This window comes from Bradyrhizobium sp. RT6a (assembly GCF_040547675.1).
Taxonomy (GTDB): Bacteria; Pseudomonadota; Alphaproteobacteria; order Rhizobiales; family Xanthobacteraceae; genus Bradyrhizobium.
Genome location: NZ_JBEPQC010000001.1, coordinates 196,636 through 216,524 on the forward strand (window position 1 = coordinate 196,636; position 19,889 = coordinate 216,524).

At 63.8% G+C, this 19,889-nt stretch carries 19 protein-coding genes; 8 read left to right on the forward strand and 11 right to left on the reverse strand.

Going from position 1 to position 19,889, the window contains the following annotated elements; genetic code table 11:
• The first annotated feature begins 85 nt into the window (after positions 1-85).
• The 3 genes from ABIC03_RS01050 (at position 86) to fabA (ending at position 3,527) form a co-directional block, all read left to right on the forward strand.
• Complete coding sequence (locus ABIC03_RS01050; protein WP_354054797.1) at positions 86-1,654, forward strand: DEAD/DEAH box helicase; 1,569 nt, start codon at positions 86-88, stop codon at positions 1,652-1,654.
• Between the two features lie 166 nt (positions 1,655-1,820).
• Entirely contained in the window at positions 1,821-2,888 is a 1,068-nt protein-coding gene (locus ABIC03_RS01055; RefSeq protein WP_354054799.1) for a GGDEF domain-containing protein, read from the forward strand.
• 108 nt (positions 2,889-2,996) lie between these two features.
• Complete coding sequence (gene fabA, locus ABIC03_RS01060) at positions 2,997-3,527, forward strand: bifunctional 3-hydroxydecanoyl-ACP dehydratase/trans-2-decenoyl-ACP isomerase (RefSeq protein ID WP_275171932.1); 531 nt, start codon at positions 2,997-2,999, stop codon at positions 3,525-3,527.
• 2 nt (positions 3,528-3,529) lie between these two features.
• On the opposite strand, the gene ABIC03_RS01065 is transcribed toward fabA, so the two are convergent.
• From ABIC03_RS01065 to ABIC03_RS01100, 8 genes are all read right to left on the reverse strand, one after another.
• Complete coding sequence (locus ABIC03_RS01065) at positions 3,530-3,985, reverse strand: TfoX/Sxy family protein (protein ID WP_354054802.1); 456 nt, start codon at positions 3,983-3,985, stop codon at positions 3,530-3,532.
• 164 nt (positions 3,986-4,149) lie between these two features.
• Positions 4,150-4,560 (reverse strand): HesB/IscA family protein, encoded by a 411-nt coding sequence (locus tag ABIC03_RS01070; protein WP_081747958.1) that lies wholly within the window; start codon positions 4,558-4,560, stop codon positions 4,150-4,152.
• Positions 4,561-4,645: 85 nt separating this feature from the next.
• Positions 4,646-5,017: an SUF system Fe-S cluster assembly protein gene (locus ABIC03_RS01075; protein WP_007591551.1), complete on the reverse strand. Its 372-nt coding sequence runs from the start codon at positions 5,015-5,017 to the stop codon at positions 4,646-4,648.
• Positions 5,014-6,261 carry a cysteine desulfurase gene (locus ABIC03_RS01080; protein ID WP_354054805.1) on the reverse strand — a complete coding sequence of 416 codons (1,248 nt, stop codon included), beginning with the start codon at positions 6,259-6,261 and terminating at the stop codon, positions 5,014-5,016. Before ABIC03_RS01080 ends, ABIC03_RS01075 begins: the two co-directional genes overlap by 4 nt.
• A complete protein-coding gene (gene sufD / locus ABIC03_RS01085) occupies positions 6,258-7,562 on the reverse strand; it encodes a Fe-S cluster assembly protein SufD (protein WP_354054807.1) in 1,305 nt (434 codons plus the stop codon). The genes ABIC03_RS01080 and sufD overlap by 4 nt, the downstream gene beginning before the upstream one ends.
• Before the next feature lie 12 nt (positions 7,563-7,574).
• Complete coding sequence (gene sufC, locus ABIC03_RS01090; RefSeq protein WP_354054809.1) at positions 7,575-8,327, reverse strand: Fe-S cluster assembly ATPase SufC; 753 nt, start codon at positions 8,325-8,327, stop codon at positions 7,575-7,577.
• Between the two features lie 62 nt (positions 8,328-8,389).
• Positions 8,390-9,886: a Fe-S cluster assembly protein SufB gene (gene sufB, locus ABIC03_RS01095; RefSeq protein ID WP_247499343.1), complete on the reverse strand. Its 1,497-nt coding sequence runs from the start codon at positions 9,884-9,886 to the stop codon at positions 8,390-8,392.
• A 116-nt stretch (positions 9,887-10,002) separates the two neighbouring features.
• The gene (locus ABIC03_RS01100; RefSeq protein ID WP_275171927.1) at positions 10,003-11,142 is read right to left on the reverse strand and encodes a cysteine desulfurase family protein; all 1,140 of its coding nucleotides are present in this window, start codon (positions 11,140-11,142) and stop codon (positions 10,003-10,005) included.
• A 340-nt stretch (positions 11,143-11,482) separates the two neighbouring features.
• Between ABIC03_RS01100 and ABIC03_RS01105 the strand changes: the two genes are divergently transcribed.
• Positions 11,483-12,130 carry an alpha/beta hydrolase gene (locus ABIC03_RS01105; protein WP_007591562.1) on the forward strand — a complete coding sequence of 216 codons (648 nt, stop codon included), beginning with the start codon at positions 11,483-11,485 and terminating at the stop codon, positions 12,128-12,130.
• 13 nt (positions 12,131-12,143) lie between these two features.
• On the opposite strand, the gene ABIC03_RS01110 is transcribed toward ABIC03_RS01105, so the two are convergent.
• The 3 genes from ABIC03_RS01110 to ABIC03_RS01120 form a co-directional block, all read right to left on the reverse strand.
• Positions 12,144-12,467 carry a DMT family transporter gene (locus ABIC03_RS01110; protein WP_354054812.1) on the reverse strand — a complete coding sequence of 108 codons (324 nt, stop codon included), beginning with the start codon at positions 12,465-12,467 and terminating at the stop codon, positions 12,144-12,146.
• Positions 12,468-12,477: 10 nt separating this feature from the next.
• The gene (locus tag ABIC03_RS01115; RefSeq protein WP_354054814.1) at positions 12,478-13,155 is read right to left on the reverse strand and encodes a glutathione S-transferase family protein; all 678 of its coding nucleotides are present in this window, start codon (positions 13,153-13,155) and stop codon (positions 12,478-12,480) included.
• Positions 13,156-13,262: 107 nt separating this feature from the next.
• Positions 13,263-14,366 (reverse strand): anhydro-N-acetylmuramic acid kinase, encoded by a 1,104-nt coding sequence (locus tag ABIC03_RS01120; RefSeq protein WP_354054816.1) that lies wholly within the window; start codon positions 14,364-14,366, stop codon positions 13,263-13,265.
• Between the two features lie 164 nt (positions 14,367-14,530).
• Here ABIC03_RS01120 and tyrS point away from each other — a divergent pair, with 164 nt between their 5' ends.
• From tyrS to ABIC03_RS01140, 4 genes are all read left to right on the forward strand, one after another.
• On the forward strand, positions 14,531-15,784 hold the full coding sequence (gene tyrS / locus ABIC03_RS01125; protein ID WP_354054817.1) for a tyrosine--tRNA ligase: 1,254 nt from the start codon (positions 14,531-14,533) through the stop codon (positions 15,782-15,784).
• A gap of 57 nt (positions 15,785-15,841) precedes the next feature.
• Complete coding sequence (locus ABIC03_RS01130) at positions 15,842-17,113, forward strand: MFS transporter (protein WP_354054818.1); 1,272 nt, start codon at positions 15,842-15,844, stop codon at positions 17,111-17,113.
• Between the two features lie 219 nt (positions 17,114-17,332).
• Positions 17,333-17,737 carry a DoxX family protein gene (locus ABIC03_RS01135; protein WP_275171921.1) on the forward strand — a complete coding sequence of 135 codons (405 nt, stop codon included), beginning with the start codon at positions 17,333-17,335 and terminating at the stop codon, positions 17,735-17,737.
• Positions 17,738-18,133: 396 nt separating this feature from the next.
• Positions 18,134-19,828 carry a methyl-accepting chemotaxis protein gene (locus ABIC03_RS01140; protein ID WP_354054820.1) on the forward strand — a complete coding sequence of 565 codons (1,695 nt, stop codon included), beginning with the start codon at positions 18,134-18,136 and terminating at the stop codon, positions 19,826-19,828.
• Positions 19,829-19,889 lie beyond the last annotated feature (61 nt).

A 19,889-nucleotide genomic window follows, 5' to 3' on the forward strand; every position in this document is an offset into this window, starting at 1 on the left:
CTTCTTTGAGAGCGCGCCGTTTCGGGGTGGAACGCGACAGCCTTATTACCCTCGATTCCGAACGGCGGTTTCGACCAGAGGCTCAATGTCTTTTACCCATCTCGGACTATCCGAAAAAGTCCTCGCCGCAGTGGCGGCCACCGGTTACACCACCCCCACCCCCATTCAGGAACAGGCGATCCCTCACGTCCTCGCTCGCAAGGACGTGCTCGGCATCGCCCAGACCGGCACCGGCAAGACCGCGGCCTTCGTGCTGCCGATGCTCACCATCCTCGAAAAGGGTCGCGCCCGGGCGCGCATGCCGCGCACCCTGATCCTCGAGCCGACCCGCGAACTCGCGGCGCAGGTGAAGGAAAACTTCGACCGCTACGGCGCGGGTCAGAAACTCAACGTCGCCCTCCTGATCGGCGGCGTTTCCTTCGGCGACCAGGATGCCAAGCTGACGCGCGGCGTCGACGTGCTGATCGCCACTCCGGGCCGCCTGCTCGACCACACGGAGCGCGGCGGCCTGCTGCTCACCGGCGTCGAGTTGCTCGTCATCGACGAAGCCGACCGGATGCTGGACATGGGCTTCATTCCCGACATCGAGCGCGTCTGCAAGCTCGTCCCGTTCACCCGGCAGACCCTGTTCTTCACCGCGACCATGCCGCCGGAGATACGGCGCATCACCGAAACCTTCCTGCACAATCCGCAGAAGGTCGAGGTATCGAAGCCCGCCACCACCGCTGTCACCGTTACGCAGTGTCAGGTCCCGGCCGGGCGTGAGGCGCACGAGAAGCGCGAGCTGCTTCGCCGATTGCTGCGCGAGGCCAAGGATCTCCAGAACGCGATCATCTTCTGCAATCGCAAGCGCGAGGTCGCCGTCGTTCACAAATCGCTGCAGAAGCACGGCTTCAGCGTCGGTGCGCTGCACGGCGACATGGATCAGTCGGCCCGCACCGCGGCACTCGAACAGTTCCGCAAGGGCGAGCTGCCCCTGCTGGTTGCATCCGACGTCGCCGCCCGCGGCCTCGACATCCCAGAGGTCAGCCACGTCTTCAATTTCGACGTTCCCCACCATCCCGACGACTATGTCCACCGCGTCGGCCGCACCGGTCGCGCAGGCCGGTCCGGCATGGCGATCTCGCTCGTCACGCCGCTCGACCAGAAGTCGATGGTGGCGATCGAGAAGCTGATCGGCCAGAGCATTCCGCGCGCCGAAGGCGATTTCGAAGTGCGCACCGATGCTTCCGATGCGAGCGAGCGTCCGCGCGAGCAGCGCGGCCGCGAACGTTCACGCGGCGGGCGCGGCAAGCCGCAGCGCGGTCGCGATCGTGAGCGCAGCCACGAGCCGCGCGAAGCGCGTGGCGAGGCACAGCCTTCAGCCGAAGCACGGCCCGCTCCCGAGGCAACGCCCGCTTCCGAAGCAAGGCCCGCACGCGAGGCCAGGCCTCCGCGTGAAGCCAGACCTTCGCGCGAAGCCAGGCCTGCGCGTGAAGGCAAGCCATCATCCGAGCCGCGTGACGGTGCGCGCCAGCAGGCCAATCCGTCGCATGTGCCGTCGATCGGTCGCCCCGAGCCGCGCCGCCAACGTGAGGCCGACAGTGAGCCGGGCGACCACTCGCATCTGCCGGCATTTCTGCTGCGTCCGGTTCGCTCCCCCGCCGGCGCCTGAAGCGCGATGCGCGCCCGGCTTTGGTTGAAGTAAAGCTGGCGCGCACTTTTTTGGACGCATTCGTGGACGTATATTTACGGGGCGTTCACGATCGTCCGTTAGCCTACGAACATAATTTAAGTATTGCTGCGGTCGACGGCGCGCCGATCGCTGTGGGGTATGTTCCGTGGTCAAGGTGCTCGACGAACACGAACGCACGATGGCGTTCGCTGAGGTTGCGCTCGGTCAAATCCGATCGCTACGACAGACGGCAATTCCCCGCAATTACGAGATCTGGTTCGTCTACGCCACCGGCTACAACGCCCCGCTCAACAAGATCATCAACGAGACGCTGGCGCGGAGCGGCAAGCTGACCGAAGCCGATCTCGATCAGATCTACGAGACCTACCTCTCCCACATCAAGACCACCGACCGCATCGACAAGGTCGGCGCGCGCGTCATCGGCGAGATCGACGACGTCATGAAGGTACTCGGCGACGCACTCGAGATGACCGGCTCCTACGATGCCAGCCTGTCGGGCGCGACCGAAAAGCTGTCATCGGCCGAGAGCCGCGAGCAGATCAAGTCGATCGTCGAGACGCTGCTGCATTCCACCAGCGAGATGCGCGAGACCAACAAGGCGCTGGAAGATCGGCTGACGCTCTCGAAGAGCGAGATCAGCAATCTCCAGCAGAGCCTGGAGGCAATCCGCGCCGAGAGCCTGACCGATCCGCTGACGGGGCTCGGCAACCGCAAATATTTCGATCGCATGATCGACATGGCCGTGCAAGGCGCGCTCGCCTCGGGCGAACCGCTGTCGCTGCTGCTGGTCGACATCGATCATTTCAAGTCGTTCAACGATTCCTACGGCCATCTCACCGGCGACCAGGTGCTGCGGCTGGTCGGCCTGTCGCTGAAGCAGACCATCAAGGGCCAGGACATCACCGCGCGCTATGGCGGCGAGGAATTCGCGGTCGTGCTACCCAACACCGCGCTGCGCCAGGCCCTCACGGTGGCCGATCACATCCGCCGCGCGGTGATGGCAAAGGAATTAAAGAAGAAGTCCACCGGCGAAATCCTCGGCCGCGTCACCATCTCCGTCGGCGTCTCCATGCTCAAGCAGGGCGACGACACCGATGCGCTGATCGAACGCGCGGATGCTTGCCTGTACGCCGCCAAACGCAACGGCCGCAACCGCGTGATCTGCGAGGCCGATCCGGAATTCGCGGTAGAGACGCACAACCGCGTGGCGTGACGCCGAAGCCGCGCACCGCCGCCCGCGCTTGACATTCTGACCTGACGAACGACATCTCCCTCGCCGTCTCGAGGCGCCCGACTGCGAGCATCCGGAGGACTTATCGTCTTGCCCAACCCGCATGATTTTCACACGCCGCAACCGTCCTACACGAGGGACGACTTGTTGAAATCGAGCGAGGGCGGCTATTTCGGCCCGGGCAATGCGCAATTGCCGGCGCCGCCGATGCTGATGATGGACCGCATCACGGAGATCAGCCTGGACGGCGGCGAGTTCGGCAAGGGCCATATCGTCGGCGAGCTCGACATCGCGCCGGCCCATTGGTTCTTCGATTGCCACTATCGCGGCGATGCGACCATGCCGGCCTCTCTGGGGCTGGATGCCATGTGGCAGATGGTCGGCTACTGGCTCGGGTGGTCGGGCTCGCCGGGCAAGGGCCGCGCCATCGGCGTCGGCGAAGTCGCGTGCACGGGCGAGGTCACACCGAACGCGCAACGCGTGCGCTACGAGGTCGCCATGCGGATGGTCCGGCGCGGCAAGCTGGTGCTCGGAATTGCCGACGGCCGCGTGCTTGCCGACGGCATCTGCGTCTTCACCGCCAAGGACATGCGGGTTGGTCTGACCAAGGCCGTGGACTGAGCTTACCCCAGTCGCTTGGCGCGCTTCCCAAGCGAGCTCTTTTTGCTCGCCTTCTTCGGCGCTTTCGCAGGCTTGGCCACCTTCTTCGCCGGCTTGTTCGCCGCTTTCTTCGGTGTCTTCTTGGCTTTGGGCCGCTTCTTCACCTTGGCGCGCTGGGCGGCGGCGAGCGCGGCCCTCGCCCATTGCGCGAGTTCCGCGGAATCGTCGAACAGGCGGGCCGGCAGCTCCCAGTAGGAGTTCACCACCACGGTCTTGGCGCGGGTCGCGTATTGGAACGGCTTTGAGCCTTCCGCTTCAAAATCCGGGATGGTCATCTCGTCGGCGCGGAAAAACAGGCCGGCGCGCAACGCGAGCGCGAAGTTGATGCCGTCGGCGGAGATGCCGTAGCCGGAGAACATTTTTCGGATGGAGACGGGGCCGAAATCGGCGAACAGGTCGATCAGGAATTCGCGGTCCATGGCTGACCTATCTCCGCACGGTCGTCCTGGCGAAAGCCAGGACCCATTACCCCAGGGAGTAGTTTAGCGAAGACTGCCCGTCGCGCCACGCCGGTACCGACATCTCTTACTGACGAGAGATCACGCTGTATGGGTCCTGGCTTTCGCCCGGACGACCGCGGGCCCTACCCGTCGATCTGCGCGGGACGCAGCTCGACCGACTCGCCGCAGCCGCAGGCGGAGATCTGGTTGGGGTTGTTGAAGACGAACTGGGCCTGCATCTTGTCGGCCTTGTAGTCCATCTCGGTGCCGAGCAGGAAAAGCACGGCCTTCGGATCGACCAGGATCTTGACGCCCTTGTCCTCGACGACCTCGTCGGTCGGGCGGACGTCATGAGCGTATTCGACAGTGTAGGACTGACCGGCACAGCCGCCGTTCTTGACGCCGACACGCAAGCCCACGATCTCGGAATCGGCCCGCTGGGTCAGCTCGTTAATGCGCTGGGCAGCAGCGTCCGTCAGCCGCATCACCTGCGGGCGGGGCCGCCGCGGCTTCGGAGTGGATGCTGGTGTCGAGCCTGACGAAATCTGTGTCATGTCAGTGATGTGGTCCGTTGCCGAGCGAATTCAATGCCAAGGATCCAACAAGGATCTTCTAAGTATCTAAAGCCGAGGTTACGCGTCACCACATGTTGAGCACGAGGCGGGCCTCGTCGCTCATGCGTTCCGGCGTCCAGGCCGGCTCCCAGACCACCTTGACGTCGACTACGCCGACGCCGGGGACGCTGGCGACCGCGTTCTCGACCATGGTCGGCAGCTCGCCGGCGGCCGGACAATTCGGTGTCGTCAGAGTCATTTGCACGTCGACGGAACGATCGTCCTTGATCTCGACCTTGTAGATCAGGCCGAGCTCGTAGATATCAGCCGGGATTTCCGGGTCGAACACGGTCTTGAGCCCTGCGATGATCTCGGTGGTCAAACGCTCGGTCTCCTCAGGCGGCAGCGCCGACTGGGTTTCCATCGGATTGGCTTTGATTTCGGCCGTGTCACTCATGCGAACAAATCCCGCGCCTTCAGAAGCGCCTGTGCCAGATGATCGACTTCTTCCCGCGTATTATACATGCCGAACGACGCCCGGCATGTGGCTGTGACGTTGAACCGCTCTAAAAGCGGCATCACGCAATGGGTGCCGGCGCGCACCGCGATGCCCTGACGGTCGATCACGGTGGCGACATCATGGGCGTGCGCGCCCTTGAGCTCGAAGGAGATCACCGGGCCCTTGCCCCGCGCCGTGCCGATCAGCCGCAGCGAGTTGATCTCGCGCAGCTTGTCCTGGGCGTAGGTGACGAGATCATGCTCGTGCGCGGCGATACGCTCCTTGCCGATCGAATTGACGTAGTCGATCGCGGCGCCAAGCCCGACCGCCTCGACGATCGCCGGCGTGCCGGCCTCGAATTTGTGCGGGGGATCGCCATAGGTGACGATGTCGCGCGAGACCTCGCGGATCATCTCGCCGCCGCCGTTAAACGGGCGCATCGCGACGAGGTGGTCGTACTTGGCCCAGAGCACGCCGATGCCGGTCGGACCGTAGACCTTGTGGCCGGTGAAGACGTAGAAGTCGCAGCCGATGTCCTGGACATCGATCGGCAGATGCACGGCGCCCTGGCTGCCGTCGACCAGCACGGGGATGCCGCGGGCGTGGGCGATCTTCACGATGTCCTTGACCGGAACGATGGTGCCGAGCGCGTTCGACATCTGCGTGATCGCGACAAGCTTGGTCTTCGAGGTCAGCAGCTTCTCGAATTCGTCGATAAGGAAATTGCCCTCGTCGTCGACCGGCGCCCATTTGATCACGGCACCATGGCGTTCCCGGAGGAAATGCCAGGGCACGATGTTGGAGTGGTGCTCCATGATCGAGATGACGATCTCGTCGCCTTCTTTGATGTTCGGTTCAGCCCAGGACGAGGCGACGAGGTTGATCGCCTCGGTCGCGTTGCGAGTGAAGATCACCTCCTCGGTCCGCGGCGCGTTGATGAACTGCGCCACCTTGGTGCGGCCGCCCTCATAGGCCTCGGTCGCGGCGTTGGCGAGATAATGCAGGCCGCGATGTACGTTGGCGTATTCGGAGGTGTAGGCCTGCGTCATGCGATCGAGCACGGCACTCGGCTTCTGCGCAGAAGCCGCGTTATCGAGATAGACCAGCGGCTTGCCGTAGATCTGCATGGCCAGCGCCGGGAAATCCTCGCGCACGCGCGCAACGTCATAGGCGCCGTTCTTGACTGCCGGATGCGTGCTCATTGGCGCCGCTCCAGCCAGCGCTCGGCAATGCCGATCACGTGCTCGCGCAGATCATCATCGGCGATCTGCTCGATCGCCTCGCCCACGAAAGCCTGGATCAGCAGCGCCTGGGCCTGCTTCTCCGGCAGCCCACGCGCTTTCAGATAGAACAGCAGGCTGTCGTCGAGCGCACCGGCGGTGGCGCCGTGACCGCAGGAGACGTCGTCAGCAAAGATCTCGAGCTCGGGCTTGTTGTCGGCTTCCGCCTCGTCCGACAGCAGCAGCGCGCGGATCATCATCTTGCCGTCGGTCTTCTGCGCATCTGGACGAACGATGATGCGGCCCTGGAACACCGAGTGCGCACGATCGTCGATCACGGCCCGGAAGACTTCGCGGCTCACACAATTCGGCACGGCGTGGTCGACGACCAGCGTGGTGTCGCCATGCTCGGTCTTCTGCAACAGATTCACGCCGTTGACGGAGAGTTCACTGCCCTCGCCTGCGAGCGTGATGAAGCCCTGGAGGCGGCTGACCGCAGCACCGGTGGTCATGTTGAAGAAATTGAGCTTTGTATTCGCGCCGACGGTGACGAATTGCGAGGTGATGTTCACCGCATCCGGCGAATCGTCCATCAGGCGAATATGCGCGACGTCGGCGTTGTCGCCGACCGAGAGGATGACGGCATCGTTGACCTGGTAAGCCTCAGCGCCGGCCGCGACAAAGCTCTCGATGACAGTGGCACGAGCGCCCTTCCCGACCGCGACCTGCGAGCGGGTGAACGTCGATGCCGAAGCAGCGGTCGCGATGTGAATGATCTGGATCGGTGCGGACAGCTGCGTGCCGTCGGCGATATCAACCACAACACCGTCGGTCGCCATGGCCGCGTTCAGCGAGATCACAGCATCGGTAGCTGCGGTCTTCAGCAGCCCGGAATCCTTCTCCAGCGTCTCCCGCAATGTCTTAAAGCCCGCCTCGGAGGCCAGCGCCTTGATGTCCGAGAGATCGGAAGCGAACACGCCGTCGACCAGCACCAGCTTGCGGGCGCCCGCGATCGCATGCGCTTTCACCGCATCCGCAGCGCGCTTCAACCCAGCCGCATCGGGCGCCGCCGCCAGCGGTAGCACCTCGCCGACCAGCGCGCGCAGATCGGTGTACTTCCATTCCTCGATTCGGCGGTGCGGCAGGCCGAGACGCTCATAGGTCTCGAACGCCTCGCGGCGCGCCGCGATCACGGAAGGCGAACCCGGCAGGCGGCCTTCGGCGCTGGCGAAGAGATCGCTCACCGCGCGGCCGCTTCCGGTCTTTGCCACAGCAACGTTCATCTCAAACAATCCTTACGCGGCGTCCTCGAACTGGGCGTAGCCCGACGCTTCCAGCTCCAGCGCCAGTTCCTTGCCGCCGCTCTTCACGACACGGCCCTTCGACATCACGTGCACGATGTCGGGCACGATGTAGTTGAGCAGCCGCTGATAGTGGGTGATCACGACCATCGCGCGCTTGGGCGAATGCAGCGCGTTGACGCCGTCGGCTGCGATGCGCAGCGCGTCGATGTCGAGGCCGGAATCCATCTCGTCGAGGATGCACAGGCTCGGCTCGAACAGCGCCATCTGCAGCACCTCGTTGCGCTTCTTCTCGCCGCCGGAAAAGCCGACATTGACGCCACGCTTGAGCATGTCCTGCGGGATATTCAGCGACTTCGAGACTTCACGAACCTTCTTCAGGAAGTCGGGCGTCGAATACTCGCTCTCGCCGCGCGCCTTGCGCTGCGCGTTCAGCGCGGTGCGCAGGAAATTCATGGTGGCGACGCCGGGAATCTCGACCGGGTACTGGAACGCCAGGAACACGCCCTTGGCGGCGCGCTCGTTCGGGGCCATCTCGAGCAGGTCTTCGCCCTTGAACAGGATTTGGCCGTCGGTGACCTCGTAACCGGGCTTGCCGGCGATGACGTGGGAGAGGGTCGACTTGCCGGAGCCGTTCGGCCCCATGATCGCGTGGATCTCGCCTTCGTTCACGGTCAGGGTCAGCCCGTGGAGGATCTCACGCTCCTCGACACGAACCTTGAGGTCTTTCACTTCGAGCAAAGCCATCTTGGTGTCCAGTTTATTCAAATGATGCATGGGGCGCGCGATGCGCGCCGCGAGGATCGGCGCTAGCCGACCGATCCTTCGAGCGAGATCGAGATCAGCTTCTGCGCTTCCACCGCGAATTCCATCGGCAGTTGCTGCAGCACGTCCTTGACGAAGCCGTTGACGACGAGGCCGACCGCCTCCTCCTGCGTGAGACCGCGCTGGATGCAGTAGAACAGCACGTCCTCGGAGATCTTCGACGTGGTGGCCTCGTGCTCGAACGTCGCCGACGAGTTCTTGGCTTCGATGTACGGCACGGTGTGCGCGCCGCATTTGTCGCCGATCAACAGCGAATCGCAGGCGGTGAAGTTGCGCGCGCCGGTCGCCTTGCGATGCGCCGTGACGAGCCCGCGATAGGTGTTCTGCGACCTGCCGGCGGCGATGCCCTTGGAGATGATGCGGCTCGACGTGTTCTTGCCGAGATGGATCATCTTGGTGCCGCTGTCGACCTGCTGATAGCCGTTCGAGATCGCGATCGAATAAAACTCGCCACGCGAATTGTCGCCCCGCAGAATGCAGCTGGGATACTTCCAGGTGATCGCCGAACCGGTCTCGACCTGGGTCCAGGAGATCTTGGAATTGTTGCCGCGGCAATCGCCACGCTTGGTGACGAAATTGTAGATGCCGCCCTTGCCTTCCGAATTGCCCGGGTACCAGTTCTGCACCGTCGAATATTTGATCTCGGCGTCGTCGTGCGTGACAAGCTCGACCACGGCCGCGTGCAGCTGGTTCTCGTCGCGCTGCGGCGCGGTACAGCCCTCGAGATAGGAGACGTAGGAGCCCTTGTCCGCGATGATCAGCGTGCGCTCGAACTGACCGGTGTTGCGCTCGTTGATACGGAAGTACGTCGACAGCTCCATCGGGCAGCGCACGCCCGGAGGCACGTAGACGAACGAGCCGTCCGAAAACACCGCCGAGTTCAGCGTCGCATAGAAATTGTCCGACGTCGGCACCACCGAGCCCAGATATTTCTGAACCAGCTCGGGATGTTCGCGGATCGCTTCCGAGATCGGCATGAAGATCACGCCGGCCTTCTTCAGCTCCGCCTTGAAGGTGGTCGCAACGGAGACCGAATCGAACACGGCGTCGACCGCGATCTTGCGACGCGCGGGATCCTCCTCGCCGGGCTTCGGCTCGACGCCTTCGAGCATGGCGACTTCCCGCAAGGGGATGCCGAGCTTCTCGTAGGTCTTGAGGATTTCGGGATCGATCTCGTCGAGCGAGGTGATCGTCTTTTTCGGCTTCGGGGCCGAATAGTAATAGAGGTCCTGGAAGTCGATCTTGGGATAGTCGACGCGGGCCCAGGTCGGCTCGGTCATCGTCAGCCAGCGCCGATAGGCTTCGAGCCGCCACTGGAGCATCCAGGCGGGTTCGTTCTTCTTCTCGGAGATGAACTTTACGGTCTCTTCCGACAGCCCCTTGGGGGCCTTGTCGGACTCGATCAGGGTCTCAAACCCATAACGATACTGATCGACGTCGATGCGCTTCACGCGCTCGACCGTCTCTTGCACGGCTGGCATTCTATCCTCCGCTCGCGGTTTCAAGGACCGCGGTGGATCATCAAACTCGGACGACTATTACGATGTTTCTTGGCGGGACGCACGCGCTTAGAACCGTTCAAGCCGTGTTTCATCGCTTATCCCTTAAGTAGGGTATTACCGAGCTTTCGCCAAGCCTCTAACGCCCTGTTGATGTCATCCGGCTCCGTGGACCAGCCCAGACTGAGACGCACCGCTCCCTGGGCGACGGTGGGATCATACCCCATTGCCGACAACACGTGGGACGGCTGGACTTTGCCCGAGGAACAGGCAGAGCCCGAGGACACTGCGACACCTTCGAGGTCGAAACCGATCACGGCGGTCTCGGCCTTCAAGCCAGGGGCCGTGAAAAGAACGGTATTAGGCAACCGCTCAACGTTGTCTGAGAAGACCGTTGCGCCGGCCATGGAGCGAATGCCGTTTTCCAAGCGATCTCTTAGACTTGCCATCCTCTCCGTATCCTCCGGCAAAGCCTGAAGCGCGACCCGCACCGCAGCCCCGAAGCCGGCGATGCCGGCGACATTCTCGGTTCCCGCGCGCCGGTTCATCTCCTGCCCGCCACCCCGCAGCAACGGCTCAAGTCCGGCCACGCCCTCGGCCACAACCAGCGCGCCGATCCCCTTGGGGCCGCCGATCTTGTGCGCAGAAAAGGTCGCAAGGTCTGCGCCGATAGCTTTGATATCGAAAGGGATTTTTCCAAGCGCCTGGATTGCATCGACGTGCAGGAGGCCGCCGGCCCCGTGAACGATTCCCGCGGCCTCGGCGATAGGCTGCAGCGCGCCCGTCTCGTTGTTGGCCGCCATGACGGAGACCAGCACCGGCGGGCCATCGCTGAGCAGCGCCTTCAAATGCTCGAGGTCGATCACGCCGGAGCGCGTGACCCTGATATGACCGATCTTATCGGCCGGGAACCGGCCGCCTGCCAGCACCGAAGCATGCTCGACGACCGAGACCAGAAGCCGGTCGACAGGTCCGCCAGACGGGCCCCGAAGGTCCGGCGACAGCGCCAGCGCGTTGGCTTCGGTTCCGGTGGAGGTGAAGACGACGTTCCGCGGCAGCGCGCCTACGGCTTCGGCAAGCGTGGACCGGGCCCCCTCAACGAGCCGCCGTGCCTCCCGCCCCTCGGCATGAACCGAGGACGGATTGCCGATCAGCTCGTAGGCTGCAAGCATTGCGCTTCGCGCCTCGGGGCGAAGCGGCGTGGTCGCGTTCCAGTCGAGATAAACACGGCTCGGCATGACGTATTATATTACCATGAGTCAGGCTGCTTCGCCCGCTGGTACCCGACATGGGCCCGCAGGGAGCACTTGGCAATCTCGATTCCCAATCGCCATCGCGCGATGACGGCCATGACACGCTAACGTCTTGAGCCGATTGCGGGATGTTCAAGATGCTTGCTTTTTGACCCTCGCCTCATGTTAGAACGCGCGCGTCAGTTCGCCGCGCGCCGCTCGCGCATCATCCGAGGGCGCCGCTCCACCCTTCCATTCGCGGCTTGATCGGCCCAGCAGCCGATGAAATCCGCACAATCGGTTGATTGTTGAAGAGCGTCTTCAAGGGATCAATCAAGAGATCATCATGCCTGAAGTTATTTTCACCGGCCCCGCCGGCCGTCTCGAAGGCCGCTACCATCCGGCCAAGCAGAAGAACGCGCCGATCGCGATGGTCCTGCATCCGCATCCGCAGTTCCACGGCACGATGAATCATCAGATCATCTACCAGTGCTACTATGCGTTCGCGCATCGCGGCTTCTCGGTGCTGCGATTCAATTTCCGCGGCGTCGGCCGCAGCCAGGGTTCGTTCGACCACGGCACCGGCGAATTGTCGGACGCGGCCGCGGCACTCGACTGGGCGCAGACCATCAATCCCGAAGCGCGCGCCTGCTGGGTTGCCGGCTTCTCCTTCGGCGCCTGGATCGGCATGCAGTTGCTGATGCGCCGCCCCGAAGTCGAGGGCTTCATCTCGATCGCGCCACCCGCCAACCTCTACGACTTCTCGTTCCTCGCGCCCTGCCCGTCCTCGGGCCTGATCGTGCATGGCGAGAAGGACGCGGTGGTGCCGCCCAAGGACGTCAACACACTGGTCGAGAAGCTGAAGACCCAGAAGGGCATCGTGATCGACCAGCAGGTCATCCCCGGCGCGAACCATTTCTTCGACGCCAAGCTCGAGCCGCTGATGGAAACCATCACCGCCTATCTCGACATGCGCCTCGCCAACGTGCGCTAAGGGGCGGCACCGCTCAAGCCAGCTTGAGCGCGACGATTCCCATCAAGACGAGCGCGATGCCCGCAAGTTTCATCGCGCTCAGGGCCTCGCCGAACAGCGCGACGCCCATGACGAAGGTGCCGGCGGCGCCGATGCCGGTCCAGACCGAATAGGCGACGCCGACCTCGAGCACCTTCAAGGCGCGCCCGAGCAGGACAACGAAGGCTACGAGCAGCACGAGCGAAACGACGCTCCAGCCAGCGCGCGTGTAGCCCTCCGCATATTTCATCGAGATCGCCCAGCCGACGTCGAGGAGGCCGGCGATCACCAGCATCAGCCAGGCCATGGATTGCGACATCGGCGTGGGCTCAGGCCGCAAGCTTGAGCAGATGTGCGTCGTGGCGCACGAGGAAGGCGCGCAGCAATTGCGAATAGTCCGCGCCCACGGCAGTGCGGACGCTCGGACGCTTCGCCAGCTCGGCGCGCCACGCCCGGACCTTCGGCACATCGCGGAAAATGCCGTGCTCAGTCAGCTCGTCGAACAGATCGAAATAGCGGAAGACGGGAGCGAACACGGCGTCGACCAGACTGAACGCTTCGCCAGCAAAATAAGGATCGGCACCGAGCGCCGATTCGACCCGCGCAAATTTCGCCACGAGCGCCTGGCGCTTGCTCTCGAACGTCGCCGGATCGGTCGTGGTCTCCAGGCCCCAGAGGTCGCCGAGCACTGCTGAACCGAACTCCATCCAAGCCCGGTGCTCGGCACGCTTCAAGGCATCCGCCGGATGCAGCCTCACCCCGCCTTGCGTCTCCTCGATGTATTCGCAGATCACGTTGCTCTCGAACAAAGCGACCTCGCCCTTCTCGCTCGTCACGACCAGCACCGGCACCTTGCCAAGCGGTGACAGTTTGAGAAACCAGTCGGGCTTGTTGGCGAGATCGATGTCGACCCGCTCGAACGGAACGCCCTTCTCCTTGAGCGCGATCACTGCGCGCTGCACGTATGGACAAAGCTTGTGGCTGATCAGTTTGAGGGAAGCGGTCATGGCAACGATCCCGGCGGTTGGGTGCAACTGCATCCAACATAGATGCATTTGCATGCACCCGTCAAGTTCAATGCATTTGCATGGACCGGCGCCGATCTATTAAGGCCTCAGGGCCGCGCGATCACCCCGCCCGTCATCGGCATCGGCACGCCCGTGGTAGCGGGATACGACAGCGGCAGGCCCTTCAGGCCGCGCGCGGCAAGGAAGCCGAAGGCCTGCGCCTCGATGGCGTCCGAGGCCCAGCCGACCGTCTCGGCGGCCTCGACGGTGGCGGACCCAACGCGCTCCCGCAGCATCTGGAGCATGGTCCGGTTGCGCGCGCCGCCGCCGCAGACGATCCAGCTCCGCGGCCTGCGAGGCAGCAGCGGGATGATGCGGGCGATCGCCGCCGCGGTGAAGGCGGTGAGAGTCGCGGCGCCGTCGGCCGGCTGCACCTCGCCGAGCTTCAGGGCGGCAAAATCGTTGCGATCGAGCGATTTCGGCGGCGGGCTTGCGAAGAACGGCAGCTCCAGCGCTCGCGCGATCCAGGCTTCGTCCGCCTTGCCAAGGGCTGCGAACTTTCCGTCCGCGTCGAACGCCTGATTCATGGTGCGGTACATGAAATCGTCGAGCAGCGCGTTGCCGGGCCCGGTATCGCAGGCAATCAGCGTGTCGTTGCCGTCGATATAGGTGATGTTGGAGACGCCCCCGATATTGACCACGATGATCGGCCCTTCGCGCTCCAGCGAATTGGCGAGCGCGCGGTGATAAACCGGCACGAATGGCGCGCCCTGCCCGCCGGCCTCGACGTCGGCGGCGCGGAAATCATGCATCACGGGGATATGGATTGCCCTGGCCAGCGCCGGCGCATCGCCGATCTGCACCGTCAGCCGCTTCTCGGGGCGATGCAGCACGGTCTGGCCGTGGAAGCCGACGATGTCGATGTCTTCCGGTTTCATCCGGTTCTGGGCAACGAAAGCGGCCACCGCCTCGGCATGTGCGAGCGTCACCGCGCGTTCGGCCTCGGCCAGAACTCCCGGGCGGGCATCGCGTTGCGACAGCTGCGCGGCCTCGCTCAGTGCCTGGCGCAGCAAATTGCGCTCCGCCGGGCTATAGGGCCGGTAGCCGGACGGCCCGAACGCCTTCACCTGCTTTCCGTCGGTTTCGATCAGCGCGACATCCACCCCGTCCAGCGAGGTGCCGCTCATCAAGCCGAGTGCCGTCAACATCATAGATCAGCGTCCTCAAGAGCCCCCTCCGGCATGCCGATCTTGTGCCAGAGGGACACATCTTATAATGCCACAGGCCAAAGTGGCGGGCGGCAACCGAGTTCCCACGGAAGACACTTAAATTGCTCCCAAAACAGTAAACCAAGAATTGTCAGGCGCGCCGACAAATGACTGCATTCAAATCGGATTTCCTCAATACGCTGCAGGAACGTGGATTCGTCCACCAGTGCTCCGATTTCGAGGGGTTGGACGCACTCGCCGCCAAGGGCGAGGTGACCGGCTATGTCGGTTACGATTGCACCGCTCGCTCGCTGCACATCGGCAATTATTTGACCATGATGATGCTGCACTGGCTGCAGGAGTCCGGCAACAAGCCGATCACCCTGATGGGCGGCGGCACCACCATGGTCGGCGATCCCTCCGGCAAGGACGAGACGCGCGCAATCCGCTCCGTCGCCGAGATCGAGGCCAACAAGGAATCGATCCGCGGCGTGTTCGCAAAAGTGCTGCGCTATGGCGGCGGCAAGAGCGACGCCATCATGCTCGACAATGCCGAGTGGCTGACAAAGCTCAACTACATCGAGATGCTGCGCGACGTCGGCCGGCACTTCTCGGTCAACCGCATGCTGACCATGGACTCCGTGCGGCTCCGCCTCGAGCGCGAGCAGGAGATGAGCTTCATCGAGTTCAACTACATGATCTGTCAGGCCTACGACTTCGTCGAGCTCGCCAGGCGAACCGGCTGCAACTTGCAGATGGGCGGCTCCGACCAGTGGGGCAACATCATCATGGGCGTTGATCTCGGCCGCCGCATGGGCACCCATCAACTGTATGCGCTGACGACGCCGCTGCTGACCACGGCGTCGGGTGCCAAGATGGGCAAGACCGCGCAAGGCGCGGTCTGGCTCAACGCCGACCAGTTCTCGCCGTATGATTTCTGGCAGTACTGGCGCAACACCGAAGACGCCGACGTCGGCAAATTCCTGAAGCTGTTCACGACGCTGCCGATGAGCGAGATCAGGAAGCTCGAGGCGCTCGGAGGCTCCGAGATCAACGAGGCCAAGAAGGTGCTCGCCACCGAGGCGACCGCGCTCCTGCATGGTCGCGACGCAGCGAACGAGGCGGCCGAGACCGCGCGCCGCACCTTCGAGGAAGGCGCGCTGGCCGAGAGCCTGCCGACCGTGGAAATTCCGCGCGGCGAGTTCGACGCCGGCCTCGGCGTGCTCAATGCCTTCGTCAAGGCGGGCCTTGTTGCCTCCAACGGCGAAGCACGGCGCCAGATCAAGGGTGGCGGCCTGCGCGTCAACGACGAGCCCGTCACCGACGAGAAGATGGCGTTGTCGGCGGCCGACCTGACGCCGGAAGGCGTGGTCAAGCTGTCGTTCGGCAAGAAGAAGCACATCCTCCTCAGGCCTGCATAGGCGTATGAGCTTTTCGCTGCTTGTCAGGGCGTGCCGAAGCGCGCTCCCTGATTGGCAATGGACCAGAACACGCTCGAGGAACAGTCCAAGCAAGCGACCAGGGAACGCGTCACGGCGACGCCGCAGGGTGTCGTGCGCACCGCGCTCGTGGTGCTCGCGCTCTGCTTCACGCTCGCCGTGCTCGGCCGCGGCCTCAGCGAAAGCTTCACCGTCTTCCTGAAGCCGATCTCGGAAAACTTTGGCTGGGATCGCGCCCAGGTGGTCTCGATCTATTCGCTGACCTGGCTCGTCAGCGGACTGATGGCGCCGTTGGTCGGACGCCTGTTCGATCATTCCGGCCCACGCATCGTCTATGCACTCGGCCTCTTGCTGCTCGGCTCGGCCTTCCTGATCGCAAGCCACGCGCAGTCACTCTGGCAGTTCCAGCTCTCGATCGGACTCTGCGTCGGCATCGGCGTCGCCTTCATCGGCAATGTGCCGAACTCGATCCTGCTGGGCCGCTGGTTCGGCCCGAAGCTGCCGACCGCGATGGCGGTGGTCTACTCAGCCATGGGTGGCGGCGTGCTGGCGCTACTGCCGGCCTCGCAGCTTTTGATCGATCATCTCGGCTGGCGCGAGACCTACCAGCTGTTCGGCTTCGCTGCGCTCGGCCTGCTGGTGCCGCTCATGCTGCTGCCATGGCGGCTTTTCGCCTCGGGGTCGCCGCATATCGCCAAAAAGACCGATCCGCATTTCGTAGATCACGGCTGGACCCTTCCGAGCGCGATGCGCCATCACGCCTTCTGGGCGCTGTTCTCGACATTCTTCTTCACCGCCGTCGGCATGTATGCGATCGCCGCACAGATCGTGGCCTATCTGATCGATGCCGGCTTTCCACCGCTGCAGGCCGCCACCGCCTGGGGCTTCTCCGGCGTCGTGCTGGTGTTCGGCATGCTAGGGGTATCAGCGCTCGACGGCCTGATCGGACGCCGGCCGTCGGTGCTGCTCAGCTACGCGATCTCGATCCTCGGCATCTTCCTGCTGTGGCTGTTGCAGTACGATCCGAACATCCTCCTGCTCACCGGATTCGTTGTCTGCTTCGGCAGCATGATGGGCTCACGGGGACCGCTGATCACGGCGACCGCGATGAAGATCTTCGGGGGCAAGCGCGTCGGCACCATCTACGGCACCATCTCGATCGGCAGCGGACTCGGTTCGGCTTTCGGCTCCTGGAGCGGCGGCCTGATCCATGACGCGACGCATGGCTACAACGCGCTGCTCGCCTTCGCGCTTGGGAGCGTGGTGCTCGGGATGATCCCGTTCCTGGTCGTGCCCGCCTTGCGGCGATAGGTCTCCCGAAGGTAACTTGGGCGCATTCGCGTCACCGGGAAATTACGGATGGGCGCGGCGCGAATAGATGCAAAAAATGCGGATCGCACGCGGCTGAAAGTCTCGGCTGCGGTGTTTTGTCCGACATGACAAAAATGTCAGCTCAAATTGAGCTGGGGTGGCTTGCGGCTCGGAACCGAATACGGTCCAAGTCGCGCATTGGATGGAGGGCACAAACCAATGAACTTTCCCTATCTCGTTCGCTTTCAACCCGTTCTCTTGAGCCTGTTTCGCTTTATGACTGGACTCCTGTTGCTCCAGTACGGCATCGCCAAGCTGTTCAAGTTTCCGGTGCTTCCCTACTTCGCAAACATCCCGCCGATCATCTACGCAGCCGGTACGCTTGAGCTCGTGCTTGGCGCGCTGCTGATGATCGGCCTGTTCACCCGCCTCGCGGCGTTCATCCTCTCGGGTGAGATGGCCTTCGCCTATTTCATGGGCCACATGTTCAAGGGCGAGACGCCGGTGTTCCTGCCGCTGCTCAATGGTGGCACCGCGGCGATCCTGTTCTGCTTCGCCTGCCTCTATCTCTCGGCAGCCGGCGGCGGCTCGGTCAGCGCCGATGCGGCGATGGGCAAGGACTAGCGGCACAACCGGCGGCGCGTTCGCGCGGCGCTGATGCGTCAGCAATTGATTCGTGGATGAAGGGATGGCACCAGTACATTTACGGGTGCCATCTCAGCGCGAGCCCAGCACGTTCCAGACCAGGACGAGGACCGCGATGAGCAGCATCGACATGATGAGGCGATGAACGAATCGGTTCATGTCCGCTCCCACCGCATTCGATCGCGACTAAAGACCCACACAATTTTTCTCCCAGTTGACGCGCCATGCGCCCACGCGGCGCATTTCCGCATGGATATCTGCGCATGCAGCTCGCGGACGCCGCTGCGCGGCAGCCCGTCGCACGCGTCCATTCATGATTGGTAAGAATTTCATGCTACCGACGCGAGCAACAATAACCATTCCGTCGAGGCCGTGATGAAGCTGCTGAGTCATCTCAAGATCCGCACCAAGCTCGCCAGCATGGTCTGTCTTTCGGCGCTCACGGTCACGGCCATCATCGGGGTGTCGTCCGTGCTCAGCAAGAGCCGCATGCTGGAGGACCGCGTCCAGCAGATGCGGACCGCGGTCGATATGCTCCACAACCTCGCCCAATCACTTGAAGAGGAGGTCGGCGCCGGCAAGCTGACGCAGGCCGAGGCGAAGGTCCAGTTCCATCTGCGCGGCCGCCGCATGAGCTTCAATGGCGGGCAAGGCTATCCGGTGGTCTATAACGCCGATACGTCTCTCATCGTCAACGGCGCCAACCAGCAGCTCGAAGGCAAGATCACCGGCGCGAAGGACTCCAATGGCGTCCTGATCGCCGACGCTATTATAAAGGCCGGCGCTGAGACCGCACAGGGCGGCGTAACCTCCTATCTCTATCCCCGCCCCGGCCAGACGGAACCTGTCCGCAAGACCGTGTTCGCGCGCAAATTCGCGCCCTGGAACGCGACGATCAGCTACGGCCTCTATGTCGACGACATCGACGCCGACGTGCGAGCCTTGACGCTGGAATTGGGTGCGATCGGCATCGGCCTGATGCTGCTGATGGCGACACTGTCCTGGCTGATTGCCCGCGACGTGCTCGGCGCGCTCGACCGCCAGAAGAACCGCATGCAAGCCATTTCCGAAGGCGCCATCGACGCGGCGGTCGAGGAGACCGGTCGCGGCGACGAGATCGGCCGCATGGCCGAGACCCTCGAAGTGCTCAGGCAGACCGCGCTGACGGCGCGCAAGCTGGAGGCTGAGCAGGTCGCCACCAAGACCCGCAGCGAACAGGAGAAGCGCGACGCGCTGATCTCGCTCGCCGATCGGTTCGATGCCTCCGTCGGCCAGCTCGTCGGCCTGATGGCCTCGGGCTCCGGCGAGCTGGAGGTCACCGCCAAGTCGATGTCGTCGACCGCGGAAGGCACCAATCGCCGCGCCGCCGTCGTCGGCTCGGCCGCCACGGAAGCCAGCCAGCGCGTGCAGACGGTCGCCGCCGCCGCCGAGGAGCTCTCCTCCTCCATCACCGAGATCAGCCGTCAGGTCGCGCAGTCCGCCGTGGTCACCGGCCGCGCCGTGGACAGCGCACGCCGCACCGACACCATCGTGCGCGCGCTCTCCGATGGCGCCCAGCAGATCGAGCATGTCGCCGAGCTGATCTCCAGCATCGCGGCGCAGACCAATCTGCTCGCGCTCAACGCCACCATCGAGGCCGCACGCGCCGGTGAAGCCGGCCGCGGCTTCGCCGTCGTCGCCTCCGAGGTGAAGTCGCTCGCGAGTCAGACCGCGGAAGCCACCCGCGAGATCGGCGAAAAGATCGCCCAGATCCAGGGCGCGACCAAGGAAGCGGTGGACGCCATCGGCGGCATCACCGCCACCATCGAGGAAGTCAGCCGGATCGCTACGTCAATCGGCGCTGCGATCGAGGAGCAAGGCGCCGCCACGGCCGAGATCGCCCGCAGTGTCTCGCAGACGGCCGAGGCGACCCAGGAAGTCACCACCAATATCGGTGGCGTCAGCACGGCAGCGAACGAGACCGGCAATGCCGCGGGCATGGTGCTCGCCGCGGCCTCGAACCTCTCCAAGCAGGCCGAGCAGCTCTCCGGCGAAGTCGGGACCTTCCTGGCCGGCGTGCGCGCGGCGTAGGCGGCCGGAATGCTCACAATGATCTCGTCATGCCCGGGCTTGTCCCGGGCATCCACGTCCT

Excerpts from the sequence above, each read along its gene's own strand:
- ABIC03_RS01065 (WP_354054802.1), bottom strand. The coding sequence starts at position 3,985 with ATGGACCGCGAATTCCTGATCGACCTGTTCGCCGATTTCGGCCCCGTC.
- sufB (WP_247499343.1), bottom strand. The coding sequence starts at position 9,886 with ATGCCAGCCGTGCAAGAGACGGTCGAGCGCGTGAAGCGCATCGACGTC.
- ABIC03_RS01115 (WP_354054814.1), bottom strand. The coding sequence starts at position 13,155 with ATGACCGCTTCCCTCAAACTGATCAGCCACAAGCTTTGTCCATACGTG.
- ABIC03_RS01075 (WP_007591551.1), bottom strand. The coding sequence starts at position 5,017 with ATGAGTGACACGGCCGAAATCAAAGCCAATCCGATGGAAACCCAGTCG.
- sufC (WP_354054809.1), bottom strand. The coding sequence starts at position 8,327 with ATGGCTTTGCTCGAAGTGAAAGACCTCAAGGTTCGTGTCGAGGAGCGT.
- sufD (WP_354054807.1), bottom strand. The coding sequence starts at position 7,562 with ATGAACGTTGCTGTGGCAAAGACCGGAAGCGGCCGCGCGGTGAGCGAT.
- ABIC03_RS01105 (WP_007591562.1), top strand. The coding sequence starts at position 11,483 with ATGCCTGAAGTTATTTTCACCGGCCCCGCCGGCCGTCTCGAAGGCCGC.
- ABIC03_RS01120 (WP_354054816.1), bottom strand. The coding sequence starts at position 14,366 with ATGATGTTGACGGCACTCGGCTTGATGAGCGGCACCTCGCTGGACGGG.
- ABIC03_RS01070 (WP_081747958.1), bottom strand. The coding sequence starts at position 4,560 with ATGACACAGATTTCGTCAGGCTCGACACCAGCATCCACTCCGAAGCCG.
- tyrS (WP_354054817.1), top strand. The coding sequence starts at position 14,531 with ATGACTGCATTCAAATCGGATTTCCTCAATACGCTGCAGGAACGTGGA.
- ABIC03_RS01080 (WP_354054805.1), bottom strand. The coding sequence starts at position 6,261 with ATGAGCACGCATCCGGCAGTCAAGAACGGCGCCTATGACGTTGCGCGC.
- ABIC03_RS01140 (WP_354054820.1), top strand. The coding sequence starts at position 18,134 with ATGAAGCTGCTGAGTCATCTCAAGATCCGCACCAAGCTCGCCAGCATG.
- ABIC03_RS01100 (WP_275171927.1), bottom strand. The coding sequence starts at position 11,142 with ATGCCGAGCCGTGTTTATCTCGACTGGAACGCGACCACGCCGCTTCGC.
- ABIC03_RS01050 (WP_354054797.1), top strand. The coding sequence starts at position 86 with ATGTCTTTTACCCATCTCGGACTATCCGAAAAAGTCCTCGCCGCAGTG.
- ABIC03_RS01110 (WP_354054812.1), bottom strand. The coding sequence starts at position 12,467 with ATGTCGCAATCCATGGCCTGGCTGATGCTGGTGATCGCCGGCCTCCTC.
- ABIC03_RS01130 (WP_354054818.1), top strand. The coding sequence starts at position 15,842 with ATGGACCAGAACACGCTCGAGGAACAGTCCAAGCAAGCGACCAGGGAA.
- ABIC03_RS01135 (WP_275171921.1), top strand. The coding sequence starts at position 17,333 with ATGAACTTTCCCTATCTCGTTCGCTTTCAACCCGTTCTCTTGAGCCTG.